This window comes from Aliiruegeria haliotis (assembly GCF_003003255.1).
GTDB classification, from domain to species: Bacteria; Pseudomonadota; Alphaproteobacteria; order Rhodobacterales; family Rhodobacteraceae; genus Tropicimonas; species Tropicimonas haliotis.
In genome coordinates, this window is sequence record NZ_PVTD01000002.1 from 804,183 (window position 1) to 821,386 (window position 17,204).

19 protein-coding genes are annotated in these 17,204 nt (G+C 63.0%); 14 read left to right on the forward strand and 5 right to left on the reverse strand.

Annotated elements, in window-relative coordinates:
- Nucleotides 1–46: 46 nt before the first annotated feature.
- The 9 genes from CLV78_RS09060 (at nt 47) to CLV78_RS09100 (ending at nt 8,525) form a co-directional block, all read left to right on the forward strand.
- Nucleotides 47–610 carry a NifU family protein gene (locus CLV78_RS09060; RefSeq protein ID WP_106204444.1) on the forward strand — a complete coding sequence of 188 codons (564 nt, stop codon included), beginning with the start codon at nt 47–49 and terminating at the stop codon, nt 608–610.
- Nucleotides 611–636: 26 nt separating this feature from the next.
- Entirely contained in the window at nt 637–1,323 is a 687-nt protein-coding gene (tsaB, locus tag CLV78_RS09065) for a tRNA (adenosine(37)-N6)-threonylcarbamoyltransferase complex dimerization subunit type 1 TsaB (RefSeq protein ID WP_245924884.1), read from the forward strand.
- Nucleotides 1,320–1,733: a GNAT family N-acetyltransferase gene (locus CLV78_RS09070; RefSeq protein WP_106204445.1), complete on the forward strand. Its 414-nt coding sequence runs from the start codon at nt 1,320–1,322 to the stop codon at nt 1,731–1,733. The genes tsaB and CLV78_RS09070 overlap by 4 nt, the downstream gene beginning before the upstream one ends.
- Before the next feature lie 162 nt (nt 1,734–1,895).
- Nucleotides 1,896–2,900 (forward strand): BMP family lipoprotein, encoded by a 1,005-nt coding sequence (locus CLV78_RS09075; RefSeq protein WP_106204446.1) that lies wholly within the window; start codon nt 1,896–1,898, stop codon nt 2,898–2,900.
- Between the two features lie 77 nt (nt 2,901–2,977).
- Nucleotides 2,978–4,558 carry an ABC transporter ATP-binding protein gene (locus CLV78_RS09080; RefSeq protein ID WP_106204528.1) on the forward strand — a complete coding sequence of 527 codons (1,581 nt, stop codon included), beginning with the start codon at nt 2,978–2,980 and terminating at the stop codon, nt 4,556–4,558.
- The gene (locus CLV78_RS09085; protein ID WP_106204447.1) at nt 4,558–5,661 is read left to right on the forward strand and encodes an ABC transporter permease; all 1,104 of its coding nucleotides are present in this window, start codon (nt 4,558–4,560) and stop codon (nt 5,659–5,661) included. The genes CLV78_RS09080 and CLV78_RS09085 overlap by 1 nt, the downstream gene beginning before the upstream one ends.
- A 3-nt stretch (nt 5,662–5,664) precedes the next feature.
- The gene (locus CLV78_RS09090; protein ID WP_106204448.1) at nt 5,665–6,675 is read left to right on the forward strand and encodes an ABC transporter permease; all 1,011 of its coding nucleotides are present in this window, start codon (nt 5,665–5,667) and stop codon (nt 6,673–6,675) included.
- 135 nt (nt 6,676–6,810) lie between these two features.
- Nucleotides 6,811–7,737 carry a sulfite exporter TauE/SafE family protein gene (locus tag CLV78_RS09095; RefSeq protein ID WP_106204449.1) on the forward strand — a complete coding sequence of 309 codons (927 nt, stop codon included), beginning with the start codon at nt 6,811–6,813 and terminating at the stop codon, nt 7,735–7,737.
- A complete protein-coding gene (locus CLV78_RS09100) occupies nt 7,734–8,525 on the forward strand; it encodes a TIGR02186 family protein (protein ID WP_106204450.1) in 792 nt (263 codons plus the stop codon). Before CLV78_RS09095 ends, CLV78_RS09100 begins: the two co-directional genes overlap by 4 nt.
- Nucleotides 8,526–8,586: 61 nt before the next feature.
- Here the strand turns inward: CLV78_RS09100 and CLV78_RS09105 are convergent, their stop codons facing one another.
- A complete protein-coding gene (locus tag CLV78_RS09105; protein WP_106204451.1) occupies nt 8,587–9,087 on the reverse strand; it encodes an Lrp/AsnC family transcriptional regulator in 501 nt (166 codons plus the stop codon).
- A 207-nt stretch (nt 9,088–9,294) separates the two neighbouring features.
- On the opposite strand from CLV78_RS09105, the gene trxB reads away from it, so the two are divergent.
- Both trxB and CLV78_RS09115 read left to right on the forward strand, forming a co-directional pair.
- Nucleotides 9,295–10,236 carry a thioredoxin-disulfide reductase gene (gene trxB, locus CLV78_RS09110; protein WP_106204452.1) on the forward strand — a complete coding sequence of 314 codons (942 nt, stop codon included), beginning with the start codon at nt 9,295–9,297 and terminating at the stop codon, nt 10,234–10,236.
- Between the two features lie 200 nt (nt 10,237–10,436).
- Nucleotides 10,437–12,515, forward strand: a complete 2,079-nt coding sequence (locus CLV78_RS09115; protein WP_106204453.1) for a bifunctional sulfate adenylyltransferase/adenylylsulfate kinase — start codon at nt 10,437–10,439, stop codon at nt 12,513–12,515.
- A 260-nt stretch (nt 12,516–12,775) separates the two neighbouring features.
- Here the strand turns inward: CLV78_RS09115 and CLV78_RS09120 are convergent, their stop codons facing one another.
- From CLV78_RS09120 to CLV78_RS09130, 3 genes are all read right to left on the reverse strand, one after another.
- Nucleotides 12,776–13,810 (reverse strand): fatty acid desaturase, encoded by a 1,035-nt coding sequence (locus CLV78_RS09120; protein ID WP_106204454.1) that lies wholly within the window; start codon nt 13,808–13,810, stop codon nt 12,776–12,778.
- A 412-nt stretch (nt 13,811–14,222) separates the two neighbouring features.
- On the reverse strand, nt 14,223–14,459 hold the full coding sequence (locus tag CLV78_RS09125) for a DUF1150 family protein (RefSeq protein ID WP_106204455.1): 237 nt from the start codon (nt 14,457–14,459) through the stop codon (nt 14,223–14,225).
- 10 nt (nt 14,460–14,469) lie between these two features.
- A complete protein-coding gene (locus CLV78_RS09130) occupies nt 14,470–14,883 on the reverse strand; it encodes an Hsp20 family protein (RefSeq protein ID WP_106204456.1) in 414 nt (137 codons plus the stop codon).
- A gap of 169 nt (nt 14,884–15,052) precedes the next feature.
- Here CLV78_RS09130 and CLV78_RS09135 point away from each other — a divergent pair, with 169 nt between their 5' ends.
- From CLV78_RS09135 to CLV78_RS09145, 3 genes are all read left to right on the forward strand, one after another.
- Entirely contained in the window at nt 15,053–15,271 is a 219-nt protein-coding gene (locus CLV78_RS09135) for a YdcH family protein (RefSeq protein WP_106204457.1), read from the forward strand.
- 81 nt (nt 15,272–15,352) lie between these two features.
- Nucleotides 15,353–15,841: a 5-(carboxyamino)imidazole ribonucleotide mutase gene (gene purE, locus CLV78_RS09140; RefSeq protein WP_106204458.1), complete on the forward strand. Its 489-nt coding sequence runs from the start codon at nt 15,353–15,355 to the stop codon at nt 15,839–15,841.
- Complete coding sequence (locus CLV78_RS09145; RefSeq protein WP_106204459.1) at nt 15,834–16,907, forward strand: 5-(carboxyamino)imidazole ribonucleotide synthase; 1,074 nt, start codon at nt 15,834–15,836, stop codon at nt 16,905–16,907. The genes purE and CLV78_RS09145 overlap by 8 nt, the downstream gene beginning before the upstream one ends.
- A gap of 32 nt (nt 16,908–16,939) precedes the next feature.
- Here the strand turns inward: CLV78_RS09145 and CLV78_RS09150 are convergent, their stop codons facing one another.
- Nucleotides 16,940–17,197: a DUF167 domain-containing protein gene (locus CLV78_RS09150; protein ID WP_106204460.1), complete on the reverse strand. Its 258-nt coding sequence runs from the start codon at nt 17,195–17,197 to the stop codon at nt 16,940–16,942.
- Nucleotides 17,198–17,204: the final 7 nt, after the last annotated feature.

The following is a 17,204-nucleotide window of genomic DNA, read 5'->3' on the forward strand; positions in this document are numbered from 1 at the left end:
GGCCTTGCAGGCGCATATACGAAGCCGACCCAGAAAGGCTTCCGACATGTTCATCCAGACTGAATCGACCCCGAACCCGGCCACCCTGAAATTCCTGCCCGGTCAGACCGTGCTCGATGCCGGCACCGCGGATTTTCCCAGCTCCGATGCAGCGGATCGGTCGCCTCTTGCCAGCCGCATCTTCTCCGTGGCGGGTGTGACCGGCGTGTTCTTCGGCAACGATTTCGTCACGGTCACCAAGTCCGACGAGGTGGAGTGGGATCACGTGAAACCCTCGATCCTGGGGGCGATCATGGAGCATTTCCAATCGGGCCAGCCGGTGATTGCCGAAGACGGCGCCGGGGCTGGCGGTCATGCCGAACACAGCGGCGAGGATGCCGAGATAGTCGGCCAGATCAAGGATCTGCTGGACACTCGCGTCCGCCCGGCAGTGGCACAGGATGGCGGTGACATCACCTTCCACGGGTTCGATCGCGGCGTCGTCTACCTTCACATGCAGGGCGCCTGTGCTGGCTGCCCCTCCTCCACGCTCACGCTGAAGATGGGGATCGAGAACCTGCTGCGCCACTACATTCCCGAAGTTGTCGAGGTGCGCCCCGTCGCCGTCTGAAGACGGACAGGGCAGGAACTGACGTCGTGACCGAAACCACCCCGCCTCCTGCCACGACCGGCCATTCCCACATCACCCTGGCCTTCGACACATCCGCCGCGCATTGCACGGCGGCTGTCCTGGCCGGGGGTGACATCCTGGCGCATCGCCATGAGGAGATGGCGCGCGGACAGGCGGAGCGACTGGCGCCACTGATCGAGGAGCTTCTGGCCGAGGCAGGTATTGCGCCATCGGATCTTGACGCCATTGGCACGGGCATCGGTCCGGGCAATTTCACTGGCGTCCGGATCTCCGTCGCGCTTGCGCGCGGCCTGTCGCTCTCTGTCGGGATCCCCGCGGTTGGGGTTTCCAGCCTCGAAGCCCTTGCGCTCGACCTGCCCCGACCGGTGCTCTCCAGCCTGGATGCGCGCCGTGCCGGTGTTTACCTGCAACTGGCCGATCCAGAGCCAGAGCCGCCCCAACTCTGCCCGCTCGATGCGCTTCCCGCGACGCTGTTCCGCGACGGGCTCGTCTGCGTGGGCGATCATGCCGAGACCCTCGCGGGGAACCTGTCGGCGGAGGTCGCGAAACCGGTGCACCCGCTCGCAGTCGCCATCGCCCGGATCGCGGCGAGTCGCCGCCATCTGACGGACCTGCCACGTCCCGCACCGCTCTACCTTCGGGCAGCCGATGCCGCACCGCCGGCCGACCCTCCGCCAGAGATACTCCCGTGACCCCCGCCGCCATGGCCGCATTGCACACGGCCTGTTTCACCACGCCACGCCCGTGGTCGGCCTGCGAACTGACCGGGATCATGGGCACGCCCGGCGTATTCCTGAGCGAGTCGGCCTTCGGCTTTGCCCTTGGCCGCGTCGTGGTCGACGAGGCGGAATTGCTCACGCTCGCGGTCTCTCCCGCTCACCGCAGACATGGCACCGGGCGCGCCCTGCTGGCCGCCTTCGAGGCGGAAGCACGCGCAGAAGGTGCCCGGACCGCCTTTCTGGAGGTCAGCGCCGACAATGCCGCTGCCTTGGCGCTCTACGAATCGAGCGACTATCGACAGACGGGACAGCGGCCAGGCTACTACACCGGACCCGACGGCACCCGGATCGACGCATTGATCTACGCCAAGTCATTGGACTGAATCGGCAAAAGCTGCGGCCTTGATCCGTGCGGAAGTGTTAAAACCGGTTGACCCCCCTCGCACGCTGCGGCCTTATTCTTCCGTGATCCGGAAAGAGATCCAGTCGCTTTCACGGTTCGGGCCATCCGGCCCGGCGAGACAAACCCAACCGGGAGACAACTTATGACATTCATGCGGAGCATTCTCGGCGCAGCAGCCACGATGGCGCTGGCCGCTGGCGCAGCGCTGGCCGAGCCGGCGTTGATTTACGACCTTGGCGGCAAGTTCGACAAATCCTTCAACGAGGCGGCCTTCAACGGCGCCGAAAGATGGGCGAAGGACACCGGCGGTTCCTACCGCGAGATCGAGATCCAGTCCGAAGCCCAGCGGGAACAGGCGTTGCGCCGCTTCGCCGAGGCGGGATTCAATCCGGTCGTCACAACCGGCTTCGCCATTGCGGAAATCATGGGCGAGGTTGCCAAGGACTACCCCGACACCAAGTTCGTGAATGTCGACGGCTTCCTGCCGGAGATTCCCGACAACGTACTGCTGATCAGCTTCCAGGAGCACCAGGGCTCCTACCTCGTGGGCATGCTGGCCGCGATGGCCTCCGAAAGCGACACGGTCGGCTTCATCGGCGGAATGGACATTCCGCTGATCCGGCATTTCGGCTGCGGCTACGCGCAGGGCGTCAAGTCCGTGAAGCCCGACGCCAAGATCATTGCCAACATGACGGGGACAACGCCTGCGGCATGGAATGATCCGGTCAAGGGCTCCGAGCTTGCCAAGGCCCAGATTTCCCAGGGCGCGGACGTGATTTACGCGGCCGCAGGCGGCACCGGTGTCGGCGTGCTGCAGACCGCCGCAGACGAGAACATCCTCTCGATCGGTGTCGACAGCAACCAGAACCACCTGCATCCGGGCAAGGTCCTGACCTCGATGCTGAAGCGCGTCGACGTCGCCGTCTATGACGCGATGACAGCTGGTCCCGACATCGAAACCGGAAAGAGCATGACTCTCGGACTCGCCGAAGATGGCGTCGGCTACGCCGTGGACGAGAACAACGCCGAACTGCTCAGCGACGACATGAAGGCAGCTGTCGAAGACGCCAAGGCAAAGATCATTGCCGGCGAGATTTCAGTCGTCAGTTACTACGAAAACAGCTCCTGCCCGGCCTACGATTTCTGATCCCCGCCGGATCCAAGACAACCACCGGGGCCGCGCGACACGTTGCGGCCCCGATGGCCAGAAATGAGGGGATGGACATGAAGGATCTCGCCGACAATTCCGCAGGAGCAGCGGGTGCCGCTCCGGGATCCCCGCCCGCGATCGAGCTGCGCGGCATATCCAAGGCGTTTGGCCCGGTACAGGCCAACAAGGATATTTCGCTCTCTGTTGCCAAGGGTGCAATTCACGGCATCATCGGCGAGAACGGCGCCGGGAAGTCTACCCTGATGTCGATCCTCTATGGCTTCTACAAGGCAGATCGGGGCGAGATCCTGATCAACGGCCAGCCGACGGAAATACCCGACAGCCAGGCCGCGATTGCCGCGGGCATTGGCATGGTGTTCCAGCATTTCAAGCTGGTGGAGAACTTCACGGTCCTGGAAAACGTGGTTCTTGGCGCCGAGGAGGGCGCCCTTCTGGCGACCACGATGTCCAATGCACGCAAGCACCTTACGGAAATTGCAGAAGAATACGAGATGAACGTCGACCCCGACGCAGTTATCGAGGAGATCGGCGTCGGACAGCAACAGCGTGTGGAGATCCTTAAGTCGCTCTACCGCAATGCCGAGATCCTGATCCTCGATGAGCCGACGGGCGTGCTGACCCCGGCCGAGGCCGACCACCTGTTCCGCATTCTTCGTGGTCTGCGCGACGAGGGGAAGACGATCATCCTGATCACCCACAAGCTGCGCGAGATCATGGATGTCACGGACACGGTATCTGTCATGCGACGCGGCGAGATGACCGCGACCGTCAAGACGGCCGAGACCTCTCCTGAAGAACTCGCGGAGCTTATGGTCGGACGAAAGGTCCTGCTGCGAGTGGACAAGAAGCCCGCCCAACCTGGTGCCACGATTGTCAAAGTCGAGAACCTGAGAGTGGTGGACGAGGACAAGGTCGAGCGCCTGAAGGGCGTCTCCTTCGAGGTCCGCGCTGGGGAGATTCTCGGCATCGCCGGCGTCGCCGGCAATGGCCAGTCGGAACTGCTCAACGTGCTTGGCGGGATCACCGCTGCCACGGGATCGATCCAGATCAACGGAAACGAGATCGACCTCACCGGAAAGCACTCCGACGGCCGCTCTCGCCGTGAACGGTCCATTGCTCACGTCCCGGAAGATCGCCAGCGCGCCGGGCTGATCATGGATTTCACGGCCTGGGAGAACATCGTCTTCGGCTACCAGTGGGATCCTGCGTACAGTTCCGGCTGGTTGATGGACAATGCAGGCATTCGCGCAGAGACCGAAGGCAAGATGGAGCGCTTCGACGTCCGTCCGCCACATCCGCAACTGGCCGCCAAGAACTTCTCGGGTGGCAACCAGCAGAAGATCGTCCTGGCGCGCGAGATCGAGCGCAACCCGGACCTGTTGCTTGTCGGCCAACCGACACGCGGCGTCGATATCGGCGCCATCGAGTTCATTCATCAGCGGATCATCGAGTTGCGTGACGCGGGCAAGGCGATCCTTCTGGTGTCCGTGGAGCTTGACGAGATCATGGGCTTGTCGGATCGCATCGCGGTGATGTTCGACGGCCGCATCATGGGCGAGCGCCTGCCCGCCGAAACAAATGAAGGCGAGCTTGGCCTGCTGATGGCCGGCGTGACCAACGGGGAGAACTCCTGATGGAAGTGATGCCGAAATGGGCCGACGTGGTCCTCGTGCCTCTGATCTCGCTGGTGCTGGCGATGATCATCTCCGCACTGGTCATTCTCGGGATCGGTGAAGATCCCTGGGCCGCGCTCAAGCTGATGGTACAGGGTGCGCTCGGCTCGCCCTATGGTTGGGGCTACACCCTCTACTACGCCACCAACTTCATATTCACCGGACTGGCGGTCTCGGTCGCGTTCCACGCCGCGATGTTCAACATCGGTGGCGAGGGGCAGGCGACGCTCGGCGGCCTTGGCGTGGCGCTGGTCTGCCTTGCGCTGCCATGGCCACACTGGGCCCTCGCCCTGCCGGCTGCCACGTTGGGCGCGGCGCTCTTTGGCGCAGCCTGGGCGGCGATTCCGGCCTACCTCGCGGCCAAGCGTGGCAGCCATATCGTGATCACAACGATCATGTTCAACTTCATCGGCGCGGCCGTGCTGAACTACATGCTGGTAAACGTACTGCGCCCGCCCTCTTCCATGGATCCGGCCTCGGCGAAGTTCCCCGACGGAACAGCCCTTCCGAGCTTCCATGACATGTTCAGCCCGATCATCGCCTTTCCCAAGTCGGTGCCGGCCAATATCAGCTTCCTCATCGCGCTGGTCGCCTGCCTGGTGGTCTGGCTGCTGATCTGGAGGACCCGTTTCGGGTTCGAGTTGCGGGCTTTCGGCAAATCCGAGAGCGCGGCAGTCTATGCGGGGATCTCGCCCACCAAGATCATCATGGGGTCCATGCTGATTTCGGGGGCGCTGGCGGGAATGATGGCGATCAACACCGTGCAGGGCGAAGCCGGCCGTCTGGTGCTGAACTCGGTCGAAGGTGCGGGCTTCATCGGCATTGCCGTGGCACTGATGGGGCGTTCGCATCCGGCGGGTGTGCTGATCGCGGCGATCCTGTTCGGGTTCCTGTACCAGGGGGGCGCGGAACTGGCGCTCTGGATGTCGATCCCGAGGGAGCTGGTGGTCGTTATCCAGGGCCTCGTGATCCTCTTCACCGGCGCTCTGGACAACATGGTCCGCATGCCCATCGAAAGGGTCTTCCTGTGGCGTCGTCGCAGCAGGCAGGCGGCGGGAGAATAAGACATGGATTTTTCGACCCTCATCCAGATTCTTGACTCCACCCTCCGGCTGGCCACACCGCTGTTGCTGGCATGTCTCGCTGGCCTTTTCTCAGAGCGTTCCGGGATCTTCGACATCGGTCTCGAAGCAAAAATGCTCATTGCGGCCTTTTTCTCGGCTGCATTCGCCTATTCCACGGGCTCGGTGTGGCTCGGGCTGCTAGCCGGTATCGCTGCGTCGATGGTCTTCGCGGCGATCCACGGGCTTGCCTCGATCACCTTTCGCGGCAATCAGCTTATCTCCGGCGTGGCGCTGAACTTCCTCGCGTCCGGTATGACGGTGCTCATCGCGCAGAACTGGTTCCAACAGGGCGGCCGAACACCGTCGCTCATCGGCGGGGCGCGCTTCGAAGGTATCGAGCTGCCCTTCGCCATCGGTCCCAACGAGGCGGCCGAAACCGGGCGCCCACTCAGCGAGTTGCTGTCAGAAGCCGGCCCGTTGCAACTTCTCTATTCCGAACTGATCTCGGGGCACTCGATCCTTGTCTACGTCGCACTGGCGGCGGTGCCGGCCACCTGGTGGATCCTCTATCGCACCCGGTTCGGACTGCGCCTGCGCGCGGTCGGCGAGAACCCGGCAGCGGTCGACACGGCCGGGGTCTCCGTCATTGGGCTGCGATATGCGGCCGTCGTGATTGCCGGACTTCTCTGCGGTATCGCGGGCGCCTACCTGGCGACCGGCCTTCAGGCCGGTTTCGTGAAGGATATGACTGCTGGCCGGGGCTATATCGCGCTGGCGGCGTTGATCTTTGCCAAATGGCGGCCATGGTACGCGCTTGGTGCCTGTCTCCTGTTCGGCGCCCTTCAGGCGTTGGCCTTGCGGACTGACGTGGCAGAGGCGATCTTCCCCTTCAAGATGCCGGTGCAATTGCTCGACAGCCTGCCCTACATCCTGACCGTCGTGATCCTCGCCGGATTCGTGGGCAAGGCGATCCCGCCGCGCGCGGGTGGACAGCCTTATGTGAAGGAACGCTAAAACAGCTTCATCTGTATGCAAGCTGGACATCAGGCACGCCCGGTTGTGCGGCAACCGGGCGCATGTGCGTGGGAATAATGACGCGATTGATGCTTCGGCGTTGCCGCGATAGCGCTCGCGGACTATCAGTCACCCATGCAGATCTACCTCCCTATTGCAGAAGTCTCGGTAAACGCATTTTTGCTCCTCGGGCTCGGCGGGCTCGTGGGAATCCTGTCGGGAATGTTCGGTGTCGGTGGCGGGTTCCTGATGACCCCGTTGCTGTTCTTCATCGGCATTCCTCCGGCTGTCGCAGTGGCGACCGAGGCCAACCAGATCGTCGCCTCCTCCTTTTCCGGCATGTTGGCGCACTGGCGCCGAAAGACCGTCGATATCCGAATGGGCGCGGTGTTGCAGATCGGCGGTCTGATCGGGGCTGCCTTCGGCGTGGTCCTGTTCAACTTCCTGAAGTCGCTCGGACAGGTCGATCTGCTCATCAAGCTCAGCTACGTGATCTTCCTTGGCATCGTCGGCGGTCTGATGTTCGTGGAATCCCTCGGCGCCCTGCGTCGCGCCAACTCCAAGGAACCGGTCAAGCCCCCGGTCCGACGGCAGCGCAACTGGGTGCACACCTGGCCCCTCAAGATGCGGTTCCGCACGTCGGGCCTCTATATCTCCGTGATCCCGCCGATCCTTGTCGGCATGGCTGTTGGCGTGCTTGCCGCGATCATGGGCGTTGGCGGTGGCTTCATCATGGTGCCGGCAATGATCTACATCCTCGGGATGCCGACCAAGGTGGTCGTGGGCACCTCGCTCTTCCAGATCATCCTCGTCACCGCGTTCACGACTCTTCTGCACGCCACCACCAACCATACAGTCGATATGGCCCTGGCGGTGCTCCTGCTGATTGGCGGCGTCGTCGGTGCCCAGATCGGAACCCAGATCGGTACCAAACTGAAGGCCGAGCAACTTCGCGTCCTGCTTGCCGGCCTCGTATTGCTGGTGTGTGGCAAGCTCGCGGCCGACCTGTTGATCCAGCCGGCCGAACTCTACTCGCTGGGAACAGAGGGAGGTCACTCGTGATCCGCCTCGTCGCCCTCGTCACGCTTTTCTGGAACCTCGCCCTGCCGGGCAGCGCACAGCATATCGTCGCCGACTTGAGCCAGAGCCGCGTCGCAATCACGGCCAGCTTCTCGGGATCTGACATCGTGGTCTTCGGCGCTGTCCGTCCCGAGCCCGGCAGCATCGTGGAGGACCCGACGATGCCCGTGGCCGCCCCGCTCGACGTGATTGTCGCGGTGTCCGGCCCGAGGGAGCGTGTGACCGTGCGCAAGAAGGACCGCCGTGCGGGGATCTGGGTGAACGCGGAGGCGCTCGACGTCGATGCGGCACCGACCTTCTACAAGGTCGCGACTTCAGGCCCGCTCGACAAGATCCTCAACGAGAGCGACGATTCGCGCCACCGGATCTCCATTGATCATGCGATCCGCTCTGTCGGCGGCGCCGAACAGGTTGGCGACACCACACCCTTCATCGACGCTCTGGTCCGGATCAGGATGGAAGACGGTCTCTACGGGATCGAAGAGAACGGTGTCTACCTGACAGAACAGACGCTTTTCCGGAGCGATATTGCGTTGCCTGCCAACCTGGTGGAGGGCGAATACACCACCCGTATTTTCCTGACGCGGGAAGGGAAGGTCGTTGCCGAATACGCCCGCGCACTGGACGTCCGGAAGGTCGGCATTGAACGCTGGATCTATACCCTGGCGCAGGAACAGGCACTGCTCTACGGCCTTCTGTCGCTCGCAATCGCGATCATCGCCGGTTGGGGCGCTTCCGCCGCGTTCAAATACGCTCGCGGCCAAAGCTGAGGCCCGCTGCCAGACCTCCGAAGCGACAACCGCCGCTCATGTCCACGAGCCCTGCAAGGCCTCAGGCGTCGCGCGATAGCCGTTCTTCCAGTACCTCGAAGGGCACCGAAGGTTCATCCTTGGCACCGCGGATCACCAGCGACGTCTTCACGCTCGCCACATTGTCCGCAGCGGTCAGTTGCTCGGTCAGGAATGTCTGAAAAGTCGACAGATCCGGGGCGACACATTTCAGAATGAAATCGATCTCACCGTTGAGCATGTGGCACTCGCGCACCAACGGCCACTCCCGGCACTTGCCCTCGAAGGCCGACAGGTCCACCTCCGCCTGGCTGCTCAGCCCGACCATGGCAAAGACCTGCACCTCGAAACCGAGTTCGCGCGGGTCGACGTCAGCGTGATAGCCGCGAATAAACCCCGATTCCTCCAGCGTGCGAACCCGCCGCAAACAGGGCGGGGCCGAGATTCCGACGCGCCGGGCAAGTTCGACATTGGTCATCCTGCCGTCCGCCTGTAGCTCCGCAAGGATGTGACGGTCGATCGGATCTAATTTGGAACCCGGCATACAGCTCTCCTGAATTTCGCAAACAGTAGCCAGCCCCCGTGGTGAGCGCAACATTATTTCACGTTAGCGCAACATTTGTCCGCTTTGTTCCCTGTGCATAGCTCGTTTTGCACACGGCAACGAGAAGGGGTTCCGGTTCCCGTCCACCCCACATATATCGGGCGGAACGCCGGAACCGGCGACGCTTTTGCCCCAGGGGAGACACACATGTCCAGCACCCGCCACACCAAGGTCCTGATCATCGGCTCCGGGCCGGCAGGATACACCGCCGCCGTCTACGCCAGTCGCGCAATGCTGGATCCGATCCTTGTGCAGGGGATCCAACCGGGTGGCCAGTTGACCATAACCACCGAAGTCGAGAACTGGCCGGGAATGACCGAGGTGCAGGGTCCCGACCTGATGGTCCAGATGGAAGAACACGCCCGCGCCGTGGGTACGGAAATCATCGGCGATCATATCTCGGCCATCGATCTGTCGAAGCGCCCGTTCACGGCGCAGGGCGACAGCGGCACGACATATACTGCGGATGCAGTCATCCTCGCCACCGGGGCGCAGGCAAAGTGGATCGGCATGCCGGGCGAGGAAAAGTTCAAGGGCTTTGGCGTCTCCGCCTGCGCCACCTGCGATGGCTTCTTCTATCGCGGCAAGGACGTCGTCGTGATCGGCGGCGGCAACACCGCAGTCGAGGAGGCGCTGTTTCTGACCAACTTCGCCAACAAGGTGACGCTGGTGCATCGTCGTGACAGCCTCCGCGCCGAAAAAATCCTCCAGGACCGCCTGTTCAAGAACGAGAAGGTGGAAGTTCTCTGGGATCATACGCCGGAAGAGATCTTTGGCTCCGATGCACCGACCAGCGTCGAGGGGCTGCGAGCCAAGAGCGTAAAGACCGGTGAAACCACGGAGATCCCCGCCGCGGGCGTCTTTGTCGCCATCGGTCATGCCCCGGCCTCGGAACTGGTCAGGGACCAACTCGACACCCACATGGGCGGCTACGTGGTCACGAAACCCGACTCGACTGCGACGTCGATCCCCGGTGTTTTTGCCGCGGGCGATCTGACCGACCACATGTACCGGCAGGCCGTCACGTCGGCAGGAATGGGCTGCATGGCGGCACTCGAAGCCGAGCGTTTTCTCGCCGAGCAGGACTAAACGCGCGCGTTTTCGGACGCTTGGTCAAGCCTCTCTCTTCCTCAGAAGCACCTGTGCGCGCACGTCGCGCGCAGGGCGAGTCCGTGGATTGTTGCAGTCAGGCAGCATTCCGCCATTTCTCAAGAAACACCCGAATCCGCTCTTTGCCCTCGGCGCTGTTCATGCAATGTGTTCACGCGTGAACACTTATTGAGTCGCCGATGAACACCGCCCGCGAAAAACCAGCATCCCCGGAAGAAGAAGACCTTCTCTTCCGGATGCTGCGCCAGCTCGACATAGCGCCGGACGCGTCGCAACGAACCACGGCCACGGCGCTGGACGTGTCGCTCGGACGGCTGAACGCGCAGCTTCGAGCGGCGGCAGAGGCCGGGCTGGTCAGGATCTCCGATCGCGCCGGACCGGACAAGCGTCAGCGTTTTGCCTATTCCATTACCCCGCGCGGCGCCGCCGAACTGCAGCGCCTCCGGGACACATTCCTGTCCCGGAAATTTGCGGAATACGACGCCCTTCATGCAGAACTGACCGGCACCTCCACCGGTCTCAACCCCTTTCAACACAGGACCAAACCGATGCAAAATCAACATGCTCCGATCCCGGAGCTCTATGTCTCGCACGAAAGCGCGCAGAAGCTGAAAGTTGAAGCTGCCGACCTGCCGAGCTGGGATCTCACTCCGCGCCAGATCTGCGACCTCGAGTTGCTGATGAACGGCGGCTTCAACCCGCTGAAGGGCTTCCTGACCGAGGAAGACTACAACGGCGTCGTGGAGAACATGCGCCTTGCCGATGGGTCGCTCTGGCCGATGCCGATCACGCTGGACGTCTCGGAAGACTTTGCGGCCTCCATCGAACCCGGCCAGGACATCGCCCTGCGCGATCAGGAAGGCGTTATCCTCGCGATCCTGTCGGTGTCCGACCGTTTCACCCCGGACAAGGCACGGGAAGCCGAAAAGGTATTCGGCGCCAATGACGACGCGCACCCGGCCGTCAACTACCTGCACAACCATGCCGGCCCGGTCTACCTCGGCGGCCCGATCACCGGGATCCAGCAGCCGATTCACTACGATTTCCGTGCTCGCCGCGACACGCCGAACGAGTTGCGCGCCTATTTCCGCAAGCTCGGCTGGCGCAAGGTCGTGGCATTCCAGACCCGGAACCCGCTGCACCGCGCCCACCAGGAACTGACCTTCCGCGCCGCGAAGGAAAGCCAGGCCAACCTGCTGATCCACCCGATCGTCGGCATGACCAAGCCGGGCGACATCGACCACTTCACCCGTGTCCGCTGCTACGAGGCTGTCCTCGACCAGTACCCGGCCGCAACGACCACCATGTCGCTGCTGAACCTTGCCATGCGCATGGCCGGCCCGCGTGAAGCTGTCTGGCACGGGCTCATCCGCAAGAACCACGGCGTGACCCACTTCATCGTCGGCCGCGACCATGCCGGCCCCGGCAAGAACTCCGCTGGCGAGGATTTCTACGGCCCCTACGACGCGCAGGAGCTCTTCAAGCAGTACGAAGAGGAAATGGGCATCGAAATGGTGCCGTTCAAGCACATGGTCTATGTGCAGGATCGCGCCCAGTACGAGCCCGCCGACGAGATCGAAGAAGGCGTGACCGTCCTCAACATCTCCGGCACCGAACTGCGCCGCCGTCTGGCCGAGGGCCTGGAAATCCCCGAGTGGTTCTCCTTCCCCGACGTGGTCAAGGAGTTGCGCCGCACCAAGCCGCCGCGTGCCAAGCAGGGCTTCACAGTGTTCTTCACCGGTTTCTCCGGCTCCGGCAAGTCCACCATCGCCAACGCGCTGATGGTCAAACTGATGGAGATGGGCGGTCGTCCGACGACGCTGCTCGACGGTGACATCGTGCGGAAAAACCTGTCCAGCGAGCTGGGCTTCTCCAAGGAGCACCGCGACCTGAACATCCGCCGTATCGGTTACGTGGCATCGGAGATTACCAAGAATGGCGGTATCGCGATCTGCGCGCCGATCGCGCCCTACGCCACCACGCGCCGGGCCGTGCGCGAAGAGATCGAGCAATACGGCGCCTTTGTCGAAGTGCATGTCGCAACCTCCATCGAGGAATGCGAGAAGCGCGACCGCAAGGGGCTCTACAAGCTTGCGCGGGAAGGCAAGATCAAGGAGTTCACGGGTATTTCCGACCCCTACGACGCGCCGGAGAACCCGGAGCTGCGCCTCGACACCGAGGCCGTGGACGTCGACTACTGCGCTCAGCAGGTCCTTCTGAAGCTGGAAAGCATGGGCCTGATCGGCGCTGGATCCTGATCTGGGTCGACGCGGGGGCCATCCCCCGCGCCCCCTTCTGAAACGACGACGCCCCGCCGGACCTCCAGCGGGGCGTTTTCAGTTCAATTGCATCGGCGCCTGCCATCGACGCTCTGCATGCGCGCACGTCACAAATCGGCTTTTGCTGCAGTGACGGCATACACCCAATATCGGCATTGGAACCAGACACAGCCCTTGCGCGCGACCACCCAAGGCCGTTCTGAACGGAAGTCTAACCTCGTCGGCGCGACAGCCTTGGCTCAGCCCTGAAGCGCCCGGGCTTCCGAGAACGTCACCAGCCGCTTGGACTCTGTATCCCACAGTTTCAGCTTCACCGTGGACAGGCTCTGCCGAATGGTCATCCGGTTGCTTTCCGCCAGTATTGCGTGATCCTTCAGGACCTCCGGCAGACGATAGAACGGGATTCGACTGTAGAGGTGATGCACATGGTGGATCCCGATATTGGCCGAAACCCATTGGAGAACCGGCGGCAGGACGTAGTGTGAGCTTCCATGCAGCGCGGATTCGTGCACCTGCCAGTCGGGCTCAGATTCCCATTGCGTGTGCTCGAACTGGTGTTGCACGTAGAACAGCCAGACACCGGCCGTGGCCGCGATCAGGGTCGACGGCAGGAAGATCAGCAGCAACGGCATCGCGCCGCCAAGATACCAGATCAGCGCCGCGGCCACGAGGATGGCCAGGTTCGTGCCCATCGAACTGATCCAGTACTTCGCACCGTCCATGAACCCCAGAGGAAGGCGGTTTTCCAGCAGGAAGACGTAGCTCGGACCAATGCCGAACAATGTGATTGGGTGCCTGTAGAGGCGATATTTCAGGCGGCCAACAGGCGACAGCGCCGCGTATTCTTCTGTCGTGAGGGTCAGGATATCCCCCATGCCACGCCGGTTCAGGTTGCCTGCGGCGCTGTGGTGAATCGCATGCGCCCGACGCCAGACGTCGTAGGGTGTCAGGGTCAGCACCCCGAGGCACCTGCCAACCCAATCGCTGACAACCCGGTTCCGGAAGAAAGACCCATGTCCGCAATCATGCTGAATCGCGAAGAGGCGCAACAGGAATGGGGCGATCAAAAGGGAAATAGCGAGCGCCAACCAGTGGCTGATCGACAATGCGTACCAGGCGAGTCCCCAGAAAACTGCGAACGGGATCGCTGTTACGGCCAGCTCGAAGGTGCTTCGACGGTCATTCGGCTCACGGTAGTTGGCAAGAACCCTGATCCAGTCGCTTGCCTTTGCAGGGCTGGGCTGCGACCCGTTACAGCCCGTAGATTCTGTCATGCGCCTACTTCGTCATTGTTCAGGATCGCTGATAAACTATCGAGAGTCGGTGACAAGGGAATTCGGTCCGAGCCGCCGTTGAGGATTAGGAGGCCACTGCGGATCCGCATGCAGCGTGCCAGGCCCTCGGGTGGATGCAACGCCTTTGGAGCGGCAAATCACTCCATAAAACGAACCAGCCATGTCACGGCCCGCTGTGGGATACTTCCTGCCTAGGGAAGTCCTTAAAATGTAGAGTTCTACTTCTCCCGGCCGTTGGCATACCTGCACGATACAGCCGACCTCTCGTGCCCGCAGAGCGGGCGCTCAGGAAGTCATGGGCTTGGGGCGGCTTCAGCCACTGAAAGGGATCGTCTTTCGCCAAATGGGCAACGCCTGCAACGGGGCACAGACCGCGGTTGCGGCGCCGGTATCAGTGAACGTTCACCGGCTCCATGTCGTTTTCGCGCGCAAGGACGAAGGCCAGTTCACGCCCCTGCACGAGGGCAATACGCTCGCCCTCCTCGGTGTGAACGGCATAAAGCTCGTCGACGCCCTCGGCCTGGTCGCGAATATCTTCGGGGAGATCGGTCACATCGACCGGGCGCACGTAGACAATGGGCCGGATCTCGATGCCCTGCTCCTCGCCGATGGGATGCTTGTAGTCCATGTCGCTCTCCTCAATCCCGGTTGATCTGGATCGTCTGCACGACCTTGTCGGGCACGGAGCGCTCCAGATCGACGTGCAGAAGCCCGTTCTCCATCGTCGCGCCGGAGACTTCAACCCCGTCGGCCAACACGAAACTGCGCTGGAACTGCCGTGCAGCGATGCCGCGATAGAGGAAGATGCGTTCGTCCTCATCCTCGGATTGCCGACCCCGGATCACCAGTTGCCGATCCTCGACAGTGATCGACAGATCCGCTTCCGCGAACCCGGCCACGGCCAGAGTGATGCGATAGCTCTGCTCGCCGGACTGCTCGATGTTGTAGGGGGGATAGCCGTCATTCCCGGACTTGGCTGTCCGTTCAACGAGGCGTTCAAGCTGTTCAAATCCCAACAGGAACGGATGGGATCCAAGTGCGGTCTTGGTCATCGGGCACGTCCTTTCACGAAGCGACCATGCATTGCACGGGCCCCGGATCCGGGCACCCGTCCCGAAAATATGGGCGCTGGGGTCGACATCTGCAAGGTTGGGCCTTTGCGAAACCGCCTTCATGGTCCTATGCTCGGGAAACCACTCGAAGAGTCGATCTCAGGCAGGCATGAACGCACCCAGTGAAATGGACCCGGTGGAGGTCAAGCGCGTGAAGCTCAATGTTCTCATGCGGGAACACAGGGATCTCGACGATGCCATTCGCGCGCTCGAGGAGACCGGCACCGCCGATACCTTCACCATTCGCCGGCTGAAGAAGCAGAAACTGGCCCTGAAGGACCAGATTTCTGTCCTCGAAGACCAGATAACCCCCGACATCATCGCCTGACCCGCCCCTGAGGCCACGCATCCGATTGCACCGCTTCGCGCCGTGGCTATAGTGCCCGCTCTGATCCAGCAGGAGGGTGAGATGTCGGAGCCGAAAGTGGGAATCATCATGGGCAGCCAGTCGGACTGGCCCACCATGAAGGAAGCGGCCAAGATCCTCGATGAACTCGGTGTCGCCTACGAGGCCCGCATCGTCTCGGCGCACCGCACGCCCGACCGCTTGTGGGAGTACGGCAAGGGGGCCGCCGGTCGCGGGCTGAAGGCGATCGTCGCAGGTGCCGGCGGCGCGGCCCACCTGCCCGGGATGGTCGCCTCGAAAACCCGCGTTCCCGTGATCGGTGTCCCGGTGCAGACCCGCGCGCTTTCCGGTGTCGACTCGCTCTACTCCATTGTCCAGATGCCCAAAGGGTTCCCGGTGGCCACGATGGCCATCGGCACGGCTGGCGCCGCGAATGCCGGTCTCATGGCCGCCGCGATCCTTGCCAACGAGGATCCGGATCTCGCCGACCGCCTCGATGCGTGGCGCGCGGCGTTGTCCGCCTCCATCCCGGAGGTGCCGGTCGATGAGTGAACCCCTCGCCCCCGGCGCCACCATTGGTATCCTCGGCGGCGGCCAGCTCGGCCGCATGCTGTCCGTTGCGGCAGCGCGTCTGGGCTATCGCTGTTACATATACGAACCCGGCGCCGCCCCCGCTGCCGATGTTGCGGCCGCCCGCACGCAGGCGCCCTACGAGGACCCCGCTGCGCTCGAGGCGTTCGCCCGCTCCGTCGACGTCGTGACCTTCGAGTTCGAGAATGTCCCGGCCGAGGCTCTCGACAGGATCGAGGCGATCGTGCCCTTACGGCCCAATCGCAAGGCGCTTTCCGTCAGCCAGGACCGGCTGACGGAAAAGGAGTTCCTCAGCGGACTGGGGCTGGCAACGGCCCCCTATGCCAATGTGGAAAGCCTCGCCGACCTTGAAGGCGCCCTTAAGACCCTTGGTTGCCCGTCGATCCTAAAGACCCGACGCCTCGGATACGACGGCAAGGGACAGGTCCGCCTGACCGATCCCGATCAGGCCGCCGATGCCATTGCTGCCACGAACGGCGCACCCGCCGTGCTCGAAGGATTTGTCTCCTTCACCAGCGAAATCTCTGTCATTGCCGCACGTGGCCTCAGCGGTGAGATTTCCTGCTTCGATCCGGGCGAGAACGTCCATGAGGGCGGCATCCTGCGCACCACGACCGTGCCCGCCCCGATCCCCTCCCGTTTGCGCACCGATGCCGTGCTGCTCGCCGGGGCAATCCTGAATGCGCTCGACTATGTTGGCGTTCTGGGCGTGGAGCTTTTCGTCACGCCAACAGGGCTGATCGTCAACGAAATCGCCCCCCGCGTGCACAACTCCGGCCATTGGACGCAAAACGGCTGCGCGGTCGACCAGTTCGAGCAGCATATCCGCGCGATCACAGGCTGGCCCCTTGGCGACGGCAGCCGCCACACGGATGTGACGATGGAGAACCTGATCGGCGACGACATGGATCGGGTACCCGACCTCGCCCGCGATCCGGCCTGCGCACTGCACCTCTATGGCAAGTCCGAAACCCGTCCGGGCCGCAAGATGGGCCACGCGAACCGCATCACCCCGCGGAGCGCCTGACACGCGCTCCATCGGTGGCCGTCCGCGGTGCGCTACCCGGCAAGTCTGAACACCTTGTCCCGGCTGGTCGCGCCCCGGACCAGTTCAAGCCGCGACTTCGGGACGCCGAGTGCCTTCGCCAGAAGCTTTTGCACCGCTGCGTTGGCTTTACCGCCTTCCGGTACGGCCGTGACATAGACCCGAAGCTCCTCGCCCGAGGCCTCTACCGCGTTGCGCGAAGCCTTCGGGGTCACCCGTACCGCAAGCTCGCCCCCCTCCACGACCAGATGCGCGAGGCCACCCTTTTCCATTCCGCCC